Annotated in this window: 15 protein-coding genes; all 15 read left to right on the top strand. The window is 75.0% G+C overall.

Annotated features, from left to right (window positions below; all coding sequences use genetic code 11):
• Window positions 1–93: 93 nt before the first annotated feature.
• The 15 genes from HK417_RS04110 (at window position 94) to efp (ending at window position 14,215) form a co-directional block, all read left to right on the top strand.
• Window positions 94–1,425 (top strand): replication-associated recombination protein A, encoded by a 1,332-nt coding sequence (locus HK417_RS04110; protein WP_222263610.1) that lies wholly within the window; start codon window positions 94–96, stop codon window positions 1,423–1,425.
• A 116-nt stretch (window positions 1,426–1,541) separates the two neighbouring features.
• Window positions 1,542–1,967, top strand: a complete 426-nt coding sequence (locus tag HK417_RS04105; protein WP_222263608.1) for a DUF948 domain-containing protein — start codon at window positions 1,542–1,544, stop codon at window positions 1,965–1,967.
• Window positions 1,967–2,254, top strand: a complete 288-nt coding sequence (locus HK417_RS04100; protein ID WP_222263606.1) for a hypothetical protein — start codon at window positions 1,967–1,969, stop codon at window positions 2,252–2,254. Before HK417_RS04105 ends, HK417_RS04100 begins: the two co-directional genes overlap by 1 nt.
• A 62-nt stretch (window positions 2,255–2,316) precedes the next feature.
• Entirely contained in the window at window positions 2,317–4,992 is a 2,676-nt protein-coding gene (gene alaS, locus HK417_RS04095) for an alanine--tRNA ligase (RefSeq protein WP_222263603.1), read from the top strand.
• Entirely contained in the window at window positions 4,989–5,306 is a 318-nt protein-coding gene (locus tag HK417_RS04090; protein ID WP_222263600.1) for a hypothetical protein, read from the top strand. The genes alaS and HK417_RS04090 overlap by 4 nt, the downstream gene beginning before the upstream one ends.
• Window positions 5,296–5,778, top strand: coding sequence for a Holliday junction resolvase RuvX (gene ruvX, locus HK417_RS04085; protein WP_308123358.1), 483 nt, complete (start codon window positions 5,296–5,298; stop codon window positions 5,776–5,778). Before HK417_RS04090 ends, ruvX begins: the two co-directional genes overlap by 11 nt.
• A complete protein-coding gene (mltG, locus tag HK417_RS04080) occupies window positions 5,775–7,709 on the top strand; it encodes an endolytic transglycosylase MltG (RefSeq protein ID WP_222263597.1) in 1,935 nt (644 codons plus the stop codon). The genes ruvX and mltG overlap by 4 nt, the downstream gene beginning before the upstream one ends.
• A gap of 31 nt (window positions 7,710–7,740) precedes the next feature.
• The gene (locus HK417_RS04075; protein WP_222263594.1) at window positions 7,741–8,532 is read left to right on the top strand and encodes a shikimate dehydrogenase; all 792 of its coding nucleotides are present in this window, start codon (window positions 7,741–7,743) and stop codon (window positions 8,530–8,532) included.
• 7 nt (window positions 8,533–8,539) lie between these two features.
• Window positions 8,540–9,187 carry a prepilin peptidase gene (locus HK417_RS04070; protein ID WP_222263591.1) on the top strand — a complete coding sequence of 216 codons (648 nt, stop codon included), beginning with the start codon at window positions 8,540–8,542 and terminating at the stop codon, window positions 9,185–9,187.
• 42 nt (window positions 9,188–9,229) lie between these two features.
• Window positions 9,230–10,447 (top strand): chorismate synthase, encoded by a 1,218-nt coding sequence (gene aroC, locus HK417_RS04065; RefSeq protein WP_222263587.1) that lies wholly within the window; start codon window positions 9,230–9,232, stop codon window positions 10,445–10,447.
• Complete coding sequence (locus HK417_RS04060) at window positions 10,444–10,980, top strand: shikimate kinase (protein ID WP_222263586.1); 537 nt, start codon at window positions 10,444–10,446, stop codon at window positions 10,978–10,980. The genes aroC and HK417_RS04060 overlap by 4 nt, the downstream gene beginning before the upstream one ends.
• A complete protein-coding gene (aroB, locus tag HK417_RS04055) occupies window positions 10,977–12,041 on the top strand; it encodes a 3-dehydroquinate synthase (protein WP_222263583.1) in 1,065 nt (354 codons plus the stop codon). Before HK417_RS04060 ends, aroB begins: the two co-directional genes overlap by 4 nt.
• Window positions 12,038–12,472 carry a type II 3-dehydroquinate dehydratase gene (gene aroQ, locus HK417_RS04050; protein ID WP_222263580.1) on the top strand — a complete coding sequence of 145 codons (435 nt, stop codon included), beginning with the start codon at window positions 12,038–12,040 and terminating at the stop codon, window positions 12,470–12,472. Before aroB ends, aroQ begins: the two co-directional genes overlap by 4 nt.
• A gap of 55 nt (window positions 12,473–12,527) precedes the next feature.
• Window positions 12,528–13,655, top strand: coding sequence for a M24 family metallopeptidase (locus tag HK417_RS04045; RefSeq protein ID WP_308123357.1), 1,128 nt, complete (start codon window positions 12,528–12,530; stop codon window positions 13,653–13,655).
• Window positions 13,655–14,215, top strand: a complete 561-nt coding sequence (gene efp / locus HK417_RS04040) for an elongation factor P (RefSeq protein WP_222263577.1) — start codon at window positions 13,655–13,657, stop codon at window positions 14,213–14,215. The genes HK417_RS04045 and efp overlap by 1 nt, the downstream gene beginning before the upstream one ends.
• The last annotated feature ends 2 nt before the right edge of the window (window positions 14,216–14,217 follow it).

The following is a 14,217-nucleotide window of genomic DNA, read 5'->3' as shown; positions in this document are numbered from 1 at the left end:
AGCGTCGGGAACCGTGAGCGGACAGGTGCGTGAGCATCGCAGCGAGGGACGAGCGAGGAGCGGAGCGCACCGCGGGAGCGAGCCGGGGACGCGATGAGCTCGCTGTTCGACCCGCCGGCCGAGGAGGCGCCGTCGTTCGACCCGGGCGCCCCCCTGGCGGTGCGGATGCGCCCGCGGTCGCTGGACGAGGTCGTCGGGCAGCAGCACCTGCTCGGCCCGCGGGCCCCGCTGCGCCGGCTGGTCGAGGCCGACGAGCCGATGTCGCTGGTCCTCCACGGTCCGCCCGGCACCGGCAAGACGACGCTCGCGCACGTCATCTCGCTGGCCACCAAGCGGCAGTTCGTGCAGCTGTCGGCGCTGGACTCCGGGGTCAAGGAGGTGCGCGCCGTCATCACCTCCGCCAAGCGCGAGCTGACCATGGCCGGCCGGCGCACCGTGCTGTTCATCGACGAGGTGCACCGGTTCTCCAAGACCCAGCAGGACTCCCTGCTGTCCGCGGTCGAGGACCGGATCGTCAGCTTGATCGCGGCGACCACCGAGAACCCCTTCTTCTCGGTGGTCAGCCCGCTGCTCTCGCGCAGCCTGGTGCTGGCGCTGCAGCCGCTGTCCGACGACGACGTCCGCACGCTGCTGCGCCGGGCGCTCACCAGCGACCGCGGCCTGGACGGCGCGGTGACGCTGAACGCCGAGGCCGAGGAGCACCTGGTCCGCATCGCCGGGGGGGACGGGCGCAAGGCGCTGACCGCGCTGGAGTCCGGCGCAGGCGCCGCGCTGGCCACGGGGGTGACCGAGATCGACCTGCCGACCCTGGAGACGGCGGTCGCCCAGGCAGCGGTGCGCTACGACCGCTCCGGCGACCAGCACTACGACATCGCCAGCGCGCTGATCAAGTCGATCCGGGGCAGCGACGTCGACGCGGCGCTGCACTACCTGGCCCGCATGGTCGAGGCGGGGGAGGACCCCCGGTTCATCGCCCGGCGCCTGGTCATCTCCGCCAGCGAGGACATCGGCATGGCCGACCCGACCGCGCTGCTCACCGCGGTCGCCGCCGCCGATGCCGTCGCCTTCATCGGCATGCCCGAGGGGCACTTCCCGCTCGCCCAGGCCGTCGTCCACCTGGCCACCGCCCCGAAGTCCAACGCCGTCACCGTGGCCATGGGCGAGTCCGTCGCCGACGTGCGGGCCGGACTGGCCGGCCCGGTGCCGTCGGGGTTGCGCGACGCGCACTACGCCGGCGCGAAGAAGCTCGGCCACGGCAAGACGTACGTGTACCCGCACGCCCATCCCGACGGCGTCGTCCCACAGCAGTACCCGCCGGACGCCCTGGTCGGCCGCGACTACTACCGGCCCACCGGCCGGGGCGTGGAGGCGCAGATCGCCGCCCGGCTGGCCAAGTTGCGGGCGATCATCCGGCGCCGGGGCTGAGGCCGTCCCGTCCGCGGAGCACGACCGTCGGCCCGCGCGGCTAGGGTTGCCCCACCGGGCGACGGGGACGCCGTCCGGACGAGACGACGTCGATCGGCGACCAGAGGAGTGCACGGGTGTCCGCAGGAGAGTGGGCCGGGCTGATCGCAGCCGTGGCCGTGGTGCTGCTGGTCCTCTTCCTGGCGGTGCCGCTGCTCAAGCTGGGGCGGACGCTGGACGAGGCCACGCTCACCATCCGCCAGGTCCGTGAGCAGAGCCAGCCGATCCTGAGCCAGGCGTCGACGACGGTCACCCACGTCAACGCCAACCTCGAGCGGGTCGACGACATCACCGGCAACGCCGCCAACGTGTCGAGCAACGTGGCCGCGCTGACCAGCGTCTTCGCCGCCACCCTCGGCAGCCCGCTGATCAAGGTCGCCGCCTTCAGCTACGGCGTGCGCAGCGCCGCAAAGAAGAAGCGCGAGGGGCAGGCCCTGGCCGACGCCGAGCGGGCGGCCAAGGACGAGCGGCGGGCGCGGCGCGCCGGCCGGCGGGCCGCCTGATGCGCCGGCTGTTCTGGCTCGCCATGGGCATCACGATCGGCGCCCTGGTGGTGCGCAAGCTGTCGCAGGCCGCGGACAAGCTGACCCCGCAGAGCATGGCCGCCAACCTCGCCGACGGGCTCCGCGAGCTGGCGGCCGCGATCGGCGACTTCGGCGCCGAGGTCCGCGCCGGGATGGCCGAGCGCGAGGCGGAGCTGCGCGCCGGCACCGGCCTGGACGCCCCGCTGCCCGACCGCTCGCAGGCAGCCCTGCCCATCCGCCGCGGCGCCCACGCCGCGGACAGCTGAGCCCCCACCCCCGCTGCCCGAGCCGGGCAGCACCCGCTGGCTGGAGAACCGAGACCCACCGCATGCAGACCGCCGAGATCCGCCGCCGCTTCCTCGAGCACTTCGAGCAGCGCGGTCACACCGTCGTCCCCAGCGCCTCGCTGGTCTCGCCGGACCCCTCCCTGCTGTTCACCGTCGCCGGCATGGTGCCGTTCATCCCGTACCTGACCGGCCGGGAGCCCGCGCCGTACCCGCGGGCCACCAGCGTGCAGAAGTGCGTCCGCACCCTCGACATCGAGGAGGTCGGTAAGACCACCCGGCACGGCACGTTCTTCCAGATGAACGGCAACTTCTCCTTCGGTGACTACTTCAAGGAGGGGGCGATCCAGTACGCCTGGGAGCTGGTGACCGGATCGGTCGCCGACGGCGGACTGGGCTTCGACCCGGAGAAGATCTGGGTCACCGTCTACCTGGACGACGACGAGGGCGCCGACGCCTGGCACCGCATCGCAGGCCTGCCCAAGGACCGCATCCAGCGGCTGGGCATGGAGGACAACTACTGGTCGACCGGCGCGCCCGGCCCGGCCGGCCCCTGCTCGGAGATCTACGTCGACCGCGGCACGCAGTTCGGGCCGGACGGCGGCCCGGCCGTCGACCGCGCCGGTGACCGGTTCCTGGAGATCTGGAACCTCGTCTTCATGCAGTACGAGCGGGGGCCGGGGGAGGGCAAGGACTTCCCGATCCTCGGTGAGCTGCCGAAGAAGAACATCGACACGGGCATGGGCCTGGAGCGGGTGGCCTACCTGCTGCAGGGCGTCGACAACATGTACGAGATCGACGAGGTCGCCCCGGTGCTGCGCCGGGCCGCCGACCTCGCCGAGGTCGCCTACGGCCGCGACCACGACACCGACGTCCGGCTGCGGGTGGTGGCCGACCACGTCCGCAGCGGGCTGATGCTCATCGGCGACGGCGTCACCCCCGGCAACGAGGGGCGTGGCTACATCCTCCGCCGGCTGCTGCGCCGCGCGGTCCGCTCGATGAAGCTGCTGGGCGTCGACGAGGCAACGCTGCCCGAGCTGCTGCCGGTCAGCCGGGACGCGATGAGCGCCAGCTACCCCGAGCTCGCCACCGACTTCGCGCGGATCGCCGGCATCGCCTACGCCGAGGAGGAGGCGTTCCGGCGCACCCTCACCGCGGGGACGGCGCTGTTCGACACCGCGGTGTCCCAGGCCAAGCAGACCGGGACGGCGGCGCTGTCCGGCGCGCAGGCGTTCTCGCTGCACGACACCTACGGTTTCCCGATCGATGTCACCCTCGAGATGGCCGCCGAGCAGGGCGTGGCCGTCGACGAGGAGGGCTTCCGCGCCCTCATGAAGGAGCAACGGGACCGCGCCCGGGCCGACGCGCGGGCCAAGCGCACCGGGTCGGTCGACGTCCTCGCCTACCGCCGGCTGCTCGCCGAGTACGGCCCCACCGACTGGCGCGCCTACGAGACCCTGCGCACCGACTCCCGGGTGCTCGGGGTCGTCGACGAGTCCGACCGCGAGGACGACCAGGTCGTCGGCCCCGGCACGATCAGCCGGGTGGTGCTCGACCGCACCCCCTTCTACGCCGAGTCCGGCGGTCAGGTCGCCGACGCGGGGGAGCTGACCTGGGACGGCGGCCGCGCCGAGGTCATCGACGTCCAGCGCCCGGTGAAGGGCCTGGTCGCCCACCAGGTGCGCGTGCTCGAGGGCGAGCTGCGGCCCGGCGTCGAGCTGACCGCGGAGGTCGACCGGGAGTGGCGGCTCTCGGCGTGCCAGGCCCACTCCGGCACCCACGTGCTGCACGCCGCGCTGCGCCAGGTGCTCGGACCGCAGGCCCTGCAGTCGGGCTCCTACAACCGGCCGGGCTACCTGCGGCTGGACTTCGCCTGGCAGGGCGCCCTCACCCCGCGGCAGCGGATCGACGTCGAGGACGTCGCCAACGCCGCGGTGCGCGCCGACCACGGGGTCCGCGCGCTGTACATGACGCTGCCCGAGGCGCGGGAGTTCGGCGCCCTGGCGCTGTTCGGCGAGACCTACGGCGAGCAGGTGCGCGTCGTGGAGATCGGCGGCGAGTGGTCCCGGGAGCTGTGCGGTGGCACCCACGTGCGCGGCAGCGCCCAGATCGGCACCCTCGCGCTGACCGGCGAGAGCTCGGTCGGCTCGGGCGCGCGCCGGGTCGAGGCGGCGGTCGGCCTCGAGGGCTTCCGCTACCTCGCCCGGGAGCGCGACCTGGTCCGCCAGCTCGCCGACCTGCTCAAGACGCCGCAGGACGGGCTGGTCGAGCGGGTCGGCGGCATGCTGACCCGGCTGCGCGACGCGGACAGGGAGCTGGCCGACCTCCGGGCGCAGCAGACCGTGGCCGCGGCCGGCGAGCTGGCCGCCGCGGCGAGGGACGTCGGGGGGGTCGCCGTGGTCACCGGGTCGCCGGCCGGGCTGACCGGGGGAGACCTGCGCAGCCTGGCGCTGGACGTGCGAGTGCGCCTCGGCGAGCAGCCGGCGGCCGTCGTCCTGGCCTCGGCCGCCGACGGCAAGGTCGCGCTGATCGCCGCGATCACCCCGGCGGCGCAGCAGCGCGGCCTGTCGGCCAACGACCTGCTCAAGGCCGCGGCCGGGCCGGTCGGTGGCCGGGGCGGCGGCAAGCCGGACGTGGCGCAGGGCGGGGGCACCGACCCGGCGGGGATCCCGGCGGCGCTGGCCGCCGCGGAGCAGGCGATCGGGGCGGCGGGCTCGTGAGCACCCCGTCCGGCGGACCCGGCAGCGGGCCGGTGGAGGAGCCGGTCACCCAGTCCGGACGCCCCCCGGTGCCCGCGCCGGCGCCGGCCGACGACGCCGCCCGCGACCCGGCACCCGTGCACGACACCGATCCGGTCCCGTTCCCGCTCCCGCCGGTCGCGCCGGCCGACGAGCCGGCGACGCCGCGCCGGAAGCCGGCACCGGACGAGACGGGGGTGCTGGACCTCCGCGCCTACCCGCCGCGGGTGCCCGGCCGCGCCGCCCGCCCGTCCGGGGCGGAGGACGGTGAGGACGGCGCCGGGCGTGGCCACTGACGAGGGGCAGGCCCGCTGGAAGCCCGGACGCCGGATGGGCGTCGACGTCGGCAAGGTGCGGGTCGGCGTGGCGCTCTCCGATGCCACCGGCACCCTCGCCAGTCCGCTGGAGACGGTCCGTCGCGCGAAGGACAAGAGCGACCTGGACCGGCTGGCTGGGCTAGTTGTGACACACGATGTGGTCGAGGTGGTTGTGGGTTTGCCTATGCATCTGTCCGGCGCGTCAGGATCCTCGGCAAGAGATGCCAGTGCATACGCTCGGGCCCTGGCCAGCCGCATCGGGGACGTCCCGGTGCATCTCGTTGACGAAAGGCTCTCCACCGTGACCGCAGCGAGCCACCTCCGCGCCGGGGGCATCGATGCTCGCCGGCAGCGTTCGGTGATCGATCAGGCTGCCGCCGTGGTCATCCTGCAGAGCCATCTCGACGCACGTCCTGCTGCTGGCCCCGACTCCGAGGGGCGCCACTCGTGACGGACCCGTCCTCGCCGCACCCCCGCGGCCGCCACTCCCAGCCCGACGCCGACACCGGCGCCGGGCGTCCTGCATCCGAGCTGCTCGCGGCCTGGACCGACGCCGACCCGATGTCCGACACCGCCGTCCGGCGCGGCCGTCGTCGCGCGCCGGACACCGATGCCGCCATGACGCCGGCCCGGCCGGCCGGCGGGATCGGCCTGGCCGAGCGTCCGGGCCTGCCGACTCCCCGCCGGGACGACGAGCGCGCCGCGCCTCCGCGGGTGCTCCGCGGCCCGGCCGCCGCGGCCGCCACCCCGGCCGGCTGGCCGTGGGGCGGCGATGACCGAGGCGCCGCCGGTGCCGCACAGCTCGTCACCGCCCCGCGCACGACGGAGATGTCCGCGGCCCGGCCTGTGCTGCCCGCGCTCGACGGCAGGCCGACGACCCGGCAGAGTGCTCCTGTGCCGCGCCTCCCCGACGACGCCTCCCGGCCCCGGCCTGCCGCCGGCTCCGGCGCGCGTCGGCCCGCCGACCCGGAGTGGGCTGCCGGCAGCCTGGGCGGGCTCACCGGAGCCGGCCCGTGGCGCGCTGAGTCCGCCGACGACCTCGCGACCGAGGTGCACCCCGCCGTCGACGGCGGTCACCTGCCCACCGACCCCCGCGTCGCGCTGCCCGGGACGCCGTCCCGGCGCGCCGCCGAGCAGCGCCACCACGCCCCGGAGCCGGACGGCGAGCGGTTCTACGACGAGGACCGCCCCCGGACCGGTGAGCACCGGGTCTTCGACGAGACCGGTGGGCTCGAGATGATCGTCGACGAGGGCGCTCCCGATGAGCCCCCGACCGACCACGGCGGCGGCGGTGGTGGCCGTGGCCGCCGCGGGCGCAGCGGTGGCGGCGGCGGTGGCCGGCGGCGCAAGCGGCGCCCGCTCACCGTGCTGCTGTCCCTGCTCGTGCTCGCCGGCGTCGTGCTGGGGGCGCTCTTCGGCGGCAAGGTGCTGTGGCAGACCATCAACCCGATGGCCGAGGACTACTCCGGCGCGGGCACCGGTCAGGTGGAGATCCGGGTCAACGACGGCGACTCGCTGCGCACCGTGGCCGGCACGCTCGTCGAGGCCGACGTGATCGCCTCCGCCGAGCCGTTCCTGGACGCCGCCGAGGCCAACGCCTCGGCGACCGGGCTCCAGCCGGGCGTCTACAACATGCGACTGCAGATGTCCGGCCAGGCGGCGCTGGACCTGCTGCTGCACCCGGACACCAAGATGGTCACCCGGGTCACCATCCCGGAGGGGCAGACGGTCGCCCAGACGCTGCAGCGGCTGGCCGACGGGTCCGACGTCCCGCTGGAGGAGTGGCAGGCCGCCGCGGCCGACCCGGCCGCGCTGGGCCTGCCGCCCTACGCCAACGGTCTGCTGGAGGGCTTCCTCTTCCCGGCCACCTACGAGGTCGACCCGGACGACACGCCGGTCTCCGTGCTCACGGAGATGGTCTCCGGCACCGTCGCGATGCTCGACGAGCTGCAGGTGCCCGTGGAGCGGCGGCTGTCGGTGATCACCGAGGCCAGCATCGTGCAGGCCGAGGCCAGCTCGGTCGAGGACATGGCCAAGGTGGCCCAGGTCCTCAACAACCGGATCGCCCAGGGCATGCGCCTGCAGATGGACTCGACGGTGAACTACGCGAACGGCAAGGGCGGGATCACCACCACCGCCGAGGACCGCGCCAACCCCTCGCCGTACAACACCTACGCCCACGAGGGCCTGCCCCCGGGCGCCATCAGCAACCCGGGCCGGGACGCGGTCGCCGCGACCATGAACCCCGCACCGGGCGACTGGCTGTTCTTCGTGGTCGTCGACCCCGACACCGGGGACACGCGCTTCGCCGCCACCGCCGAGGAGCACGGGCGCAACGTCCTGCTGTTCCAGCAGTGGCTGCAGGAGAACCCGGGTAATTGACGCACCGTCCACCGAGCGGGCCGGTCCGGCCATGAGGGCAGCCGTCCTCGGCCGGCCGGTCGCCCATTCGCTGTCGCCGCTGCTGCACCGCGCGGCGTACGCGGCCCTGGGGCTCACCGACTGGACCTACGACGCCCTCGACATCGGCGCCGAGGACCTGCCGGTGCTGCTGGCCGGCCTCGGCCCGGAGTGGCGCGGCTTCTCGGTGACGATGCCGTGCAAGCAGGCCGCGGTCGACGCGGCCGACGAGGTCGACCAGCTGCCGCGGCTGCTGCACGCGGCCAACACGCTGGTGCGCACGCCGGCCGGGTGGCGGGCGGAGAACACCGACGTGACCGGGGTCGGGCTGGCGCTGCGGCTGGCCGGGGTGGACGCCATCGAGCACGCGGCCGTCCTCGGCGCCGGCGGAACGGCCGCCGCCGCCGCGGTCGCGCTGGCCTCGCTGGGCGCCCGGCAGGTCGACGTCGTCGTCCGCGAGCCGGCCCGGGCCGCCGACCTGCTGCGGGTGCTGGGCACCCTCGGTGTGTCCGCCGACGTGCAGCGACTGGACCGGACCGGCACGCTGACCGCTCCGGTGGTGGTCAGCACCGTGCCGGTGGCGGGCCAGCCGGCCGTGGCCGACCTCGCCTGGTGGCGCGGCCAGACGGTGCTCGACGTGCTGTACGCGGGCTGGCCTACGCCGCTGGCGCAGCGGGTGGAGCAGTCCGGCGGCACGGTGATCAGCGGCCTCGAGGTGCTGTTCTGGCAGGCCACCGCCCAGGTGGAGCTGATGACCGGCTTGCCGGCGCCGATCGGGGCCATGCGCGCCGCGCTCGACGCCTGACCCGACCGTGCTGATCCTGGGCGGCGCCCTGGTGGGCCTGCTGCTCGGCCCGTGTCTGGCGGCCGCGACCGTTCGCCTCGCCGAGCGGGACCCCGCGGCCCGGCCCACCCGCCGCCGGGTGCTGCTCACGGCTGCTGTCGCGGCCGGTGCCCTCGCCGCGGCGCCCGCGCTCACCGGCCTGCGTCCGGCGACCGTCGCGCTGGCCTGGTTCGGCGGTGCGGCGGTGGTGCTGGCCGGGGTGGACCTGATCTGCCACCGGCTGCCCGACCGGGTCACGTTCCCCGCGGCCGCCGTCGGCGCGGGAGCGCTGCTCGCCGACGCCCTGGTCACCGGGGAGTGGGCGGCGGCGGGCCGGGCCGCGGCCGCCGCGGCGGCCGTGCTGGCGCTCGCCACCGGCGCGCGGCTGGTCGCGCCGGGCGGGCTCGGGCGCGGCGACGTGAAGCTGCTCGGGCTGCTCGGCCTGCTGCTGGGCTGGGCCGGCTGGGGCGTGCTCGTCGTCGGGGTGCTGGCCGGGTTCGTGGCCGGGGCGCTGGGCTCCCTGGTCCTCATGGCCGCCGGCCGGGCCGGCTGGCGGACCGCGGTCGCCTTCGGGCCGGCCCTGCTCCTCGGCGCGTACACCGCGCTCGCGCTCGCCGGGCCACTGCCGACCGCCTGACCGGCCGGGGCTCCGGCGGAGGCGACTGGCAGAATCCCTCGCATGTTGCGCTGGCTGACCGCCGGTGAGTCGCACGGCCAGCAGCTCACCGCCATCCTCGAGGGACTGCCCGCCGGCGTGCGGGTGCAGAGCTCCGACCTCGACGCCCAGCTCGCCCGCCGTCGCCTCGGCCACGGCCGCAGCGCGCGGATGAGCTTCGAGGAGGACGTCGTCACCCTGACCGGCGGCGTCCGGCACGGGCTGACCCAGGGCGGGCCCATAGCCGTCCAGATCGGCAACACCGAGTGGCCGAAGTGGCAGACCGTCATGGCCGCCGACCCGGTGGGGCCGGATGTGCTGGAGGGGCAGGCGCGCAACGCGCCGCTCACCCGCCCCCGCCCCGGTCACGCCGACCTCGCCGGCATGCAGAAGTACGGGTTCGACGACGTCCGGCCGGTGCTGGAGCGGGCCAGCGCCCGGGAGACCGCCGCCCGGGTGGCCCTCGGCACGGTGGCGCAGCAGTTCCTGCACCAGGTGCTTGGTGTCCGGGTGGTCAGCCACGTGGTGGGGATCGGCCCGGTCACGGTGCCCGACGGCGTGCTGCCCGGCCCCGAGGACAACCCGCGCATCGACGAGGACCCGGTCCGCTGCGCCGACCCGGACACCAGCGGGCTGATGGTGGCCGAGGTCGACGACGCCCGGAAGTCCGGTGACACGCTCGGCGGCGTCATCGAGGTCGTCGTCCACGGCCTGCCGCCGGGTCTGGGCAGCCACGTGCACTGGGACCGGCGGCTGGACTCCCGGCTGGCCGGCGCGCTCATGGGCGTGCAGTCGGTGAAGGCGGTCGAGGTCGGGGACGGGCTGGAAACCTCGCGGCGCCGCGGGTCGGTCGCCCACGACGAGATCGACGTGGTCGACAGCGCGGACGGACGGCACAGCGTGCACCGGCGCACCGACCGCGCCGGCGGCATCGAGGGCGGCATGACCAACGGCGAGGTGCTGCGGGTGCGGGCGGCGATGAAGCCGATCAGCACCGTGCCGCGCGCGCTCGCCACCGTCGACGTCGCCACCGGGGAGGCCGCCGTCGCGATCAACCAGCGCAGCGACGCCTGCGCGGTGCCGCGCGGCAGCGTCGTGATGGAGGCGATGGTCGCCCTCGTGCTCGCCGACGCCGTCCTGGAGAAGTTCGGCGGTGACTCCGTGCCCGAGACCCGGCGCAACGTGCAGTCCTACCTCGACGCCTTGTCCTTCCCGCCCCGATCCACCCCGACCGCCCGGTGACGCCGCGACTGGTGCTCGTCGGTCCGCCGGCGGCGGGGAAGACCTCGGTGGGGACGGCGGTCGCCGCCGCCCTCGGCCTGACCTTCCGCGACACCGACGCCGACGTGGAGGCCACGACCGGGACGACGGTCGCCGACCTGTTCGTGCAGCACGGTGAGCCGCACTTCCGGGCGTTCGAGGAGCGCGCCGTGGCCACCGCGCTGGTCGAGCACGACGGCGTCCTGGCCCTCGGTGGCGGTGCCGTCACCAGCGCGGGGACCCGGGAGCTGCTGGTCGCCGCCGGTCGCGGTGGTGCCACGGTCGTCTGGCTCGACGTCGACCTGCACTCCGCCGCGAAGCGCGTCGGCCTCTCCCGGGACCGGCCGATCCTGGGCGTGAACCCGCGGGCGATGCTGCGCACCATGCTGGAGACCCGCGCCCCGCTCTACGCCGAGGTCGCCACCGTCACCGTGACCACCGGCGGACGATCCGTCGAAGAGGTCGTCGCCGAGGTGCTGGGCGCCCTGCGCACCGCCGGCGAGGTCACCCCGTGACCGCCCGGCGGATCACCGTGGCCGGGGACCGGCCCTACGACGTGCTCATCGGCCCCGGTGCGCAGGTGCAGCTGGGGGTGGTGCTGGCCGGGACCGCGCGGGCCGCGGTCGTGCACAGCCGGGCCCTGGCCGCGGCGGCCGGGGCGGCAGTGGAGATCCTGCAGCAGGCGGGGGTCGCCGCGGAGGCGGTCGTCGTCCCCGACGGCGAGGCCGCCAAGACCGCCCAGGTCGCCGCGGGCGCCTGGGAGGAGTTCGGACGGCTCGGGCTCACCCGCTCCGACGCGGTCGTCGGGGTCGGCGGGGGTGCGGTCACCGACCTGGCCGGCTTCCTCGCCGCCACCTGGCTGCGCGGGGTGCGCGTGGTGCAGGTCCCCACCAGCCTGCTGGGCATGGTCGACGCCGCGGTCGGCGGCAAGACCGGGATCAACACCGCCGCCGGCAAGAACCTGGTCGGGGCGTTCCACCCGCCGGTCGCCGTCCTCGAGGACACCGACGCGCTCGCCGGCCTGCCCGAGGCGGAGTTCCGCGCGGGGCTGGCCGAGGTGGTCAAGTGCGGGTTCATCGCCGACGGCCGGATCCTCGAGCTGCTCGACGCCGACCCCACCGGCCAGGCCGACACCGCAGAGCTGATCGCCCGGGCCGTACAGGTGAAGGCGGATGCGGTAGGGGAGGACCTCTACGACACCGGCCGCCGCGAGTTCCTCAACTACGGGCACACGCTGGCCCACGCGATCGAGCGGGTCGAGGACTTCGGCTGGCGGCACGGCGAGGCGGTCGCCGTCGGGCTGGTGTTCGCCGCCGAGCTCGCCGGGCAGGCGGGGCTGCTCTCCCGGGCCGACGTGGACCGGCACCGGCAGCTGGTCGCCGCCCTCGGCCTGCCGACCACCTACCGGGGCGACTGGTCGCGGCTGCAGGCGGTGATGCGCGTGGACAAGAAGGCGCGTGGGGCCTCGCTGCGCTTCGTCGTCCTCGACGGGCTGGGCAACCCACGGATCCTGACCGACCCCGACCAGCCGTGGCTGGACGCGGCCTGGGCCGCAGTCAACGGAGGAGCCGCATGACGATCCAGGTGCTCAACGGCGCCAACCTCGGCCGGCTGGGCAAGCGCGAGCCGGAGAAGTACGGGACGACGACGTACGCCGAGCTCGTCGGGCTGATCGAGACCGCCGCGGCCGAGCTGGGCGTGGAGGTCGTCGTCCGGCAGACCGACTCCGAGGCCGAGCTGCTCCGCTGGGTGTTCGACGCGGCCGACGCCGGCGACCCGGTGGTGATCAACCCGGGCGGCTGGTCGCACACCTCGGTGGTGCTGCACGACGCGCTGGCCGGCCTCCGCGGGCCGCTGGTCGAGGTGCACCTGACCAACATCCATGCCCGGGAGGAGTTCCGTCACTTCTCCTACGTGTCCCGGGTCGCCGACGGGGTGATCGCCGGGCTCGGGGTCCAGGGCTACGAGCTGGCGCTGCGGTACCTGGCCGGAAAGGGCGCGTCGTGAAGACGACGCGCGAGCGAGCATCGCAGGGAGCGCCAGCGACCGAGGAGCGGAACGAGTGCGGAGTCGAACGGGGGACGTCGTGACCCGGGAGGCCGGGCGGCGGGACCGGCTGCGGGCGGTCGCCGCCGAGCGCGGGCTCGACGCCGTCCTCGTCACCAACCTGCTCAACGTCCGCTACCTGACCGGGTTCACCGGCTCCAACGCCGCGCTGCTGCTGCGCGCGGACGGCGACGACGTCCTCGGCACCGACGGCCGGTACACGACCCAGGCCGGCACCCAGGTGCCGGACCTGGAGCTGCTGATCGACCGGGCGACGGTGTCCGCGCTGGCGGCGCGGGCGGCGCACCTGGGCACCGGCCGGCTCGGCTTCGAGTCCCACGACGTCACCGTCGACGGGCTGCGCACCCTGGAGCGGGTGCTCGCCGACGAGGCCACCGGCGGCCCGGTCGCCGAGCTGGTCAGCGTCCGGCGCGCGGTGGAGGACCTCCGGGCGGTCAAGGACGACGGCGAGATCGAGTCGTTGCGCCGGGCCTGCACGGTCGCCGACCGGGCGCTCGCCGAGCTGGCCGCCGAGGGTGCGCTGCGGTCCGGGCGCACCGAGCTGCAGGTCGCCCGCGAGCTCGACGGCCGGATGCTGGCGCTGGGCGCGGAGGCGCCGAGCTTCGAGACGATCGTGGCCGCCGGCGCGAACTCCGCGATCCCGCACCACCGGCCCGACGCCACCGTGCTGCGCGACGGCGACCTCCTGAAGCTGGACTTCGGCGCCACCGTCGACGGGTACCACTCGGACATGACCCGCACCCTGGTCCTCGGCGGTGCCGCCGACTGGCAGCGCGAGGTCTACGAGCTGGTCGCCGCCGCGCAGGCGGCCGGCCGGGCCGCCCTCGCCGTCGGCGCGGACGTCACCGCGGTGGACGCCGCCGCCCGCGACGTCATCGTGGCCGCCGGCCACGGCGAGCACTTCACCCACGGGCTCGGGCACGGGGTGGGGCTGGAGATCCACGAGGCCCCGGGCCTCTCCGCCCTGGGCGCAGGTACCCTGGCCGCTGGCATGGCCGTCACCGTGGAGCCGGGGGTCTACCTGCCCGGCCACGGCGGTGTCCGGATCGAGGACACGCTGGTGGTCACGGACGACGAGCCCGAGTTGTTGACCCTCACGAGCAAGGAACTGCTGGTCATCTGATGGCTACCACCAACGACCTCAAGAACGGCATCGTCCTCAACCTGGACGGCCAGCTCTGGACCGTCACCGACTTCCAGCACGTGAAGCCGGGCAAGGGCGGCGCCTTCGTGCGCACCACGCTGAAGAACGTGCTCTCCGGGAAGGTCGTCGACAAGACCTTCAACGCCGGCACCAAGGTCGAGACGGCCACCGTCGACAAGCGGAACATGAGCTTCCTGTACCGCGACGGCACCGACTTCGTCTTCATGGACCTGGAGACCTACGACCAGATCCACGTCCCGGCCGAGACGGTCGGCGGCGGTGCCGACTACCTGCTGGAGAACACCGAGGCCATCGTCGCCGTGCACGAGGGGACGCCGCTGTACGTGGAGCTCCCGGTGACCATGGAGCTCGTCGTCGAGCACACCGACCCGGGCCTGCAGGGTGACCGGTCCACCGGTGGCACGAAGCCCGCCACCCTGGAGACCGGCGCGCAGATCCAGGTGCCGCTGTTCATCAGCACCGGCGAGAAGCTCAAGGTCGACACCCGCGACGGCCGGTACCTCGGCCGGGTCAGCTGACC

The organism is Modestobacter marinus (assembly GCF_019799945.1).
In the GTDB taxonomy this organism is placed as follows: Bacteria; Actinomycetota; Actinomycetes; order Mycobacteriales; family Geodermatophilaceae; genus Modestobacter; species Modestobacter marinus_B.
This window is presented reverse-complemented; position numbering and strand designations above follow the sequence as displayed.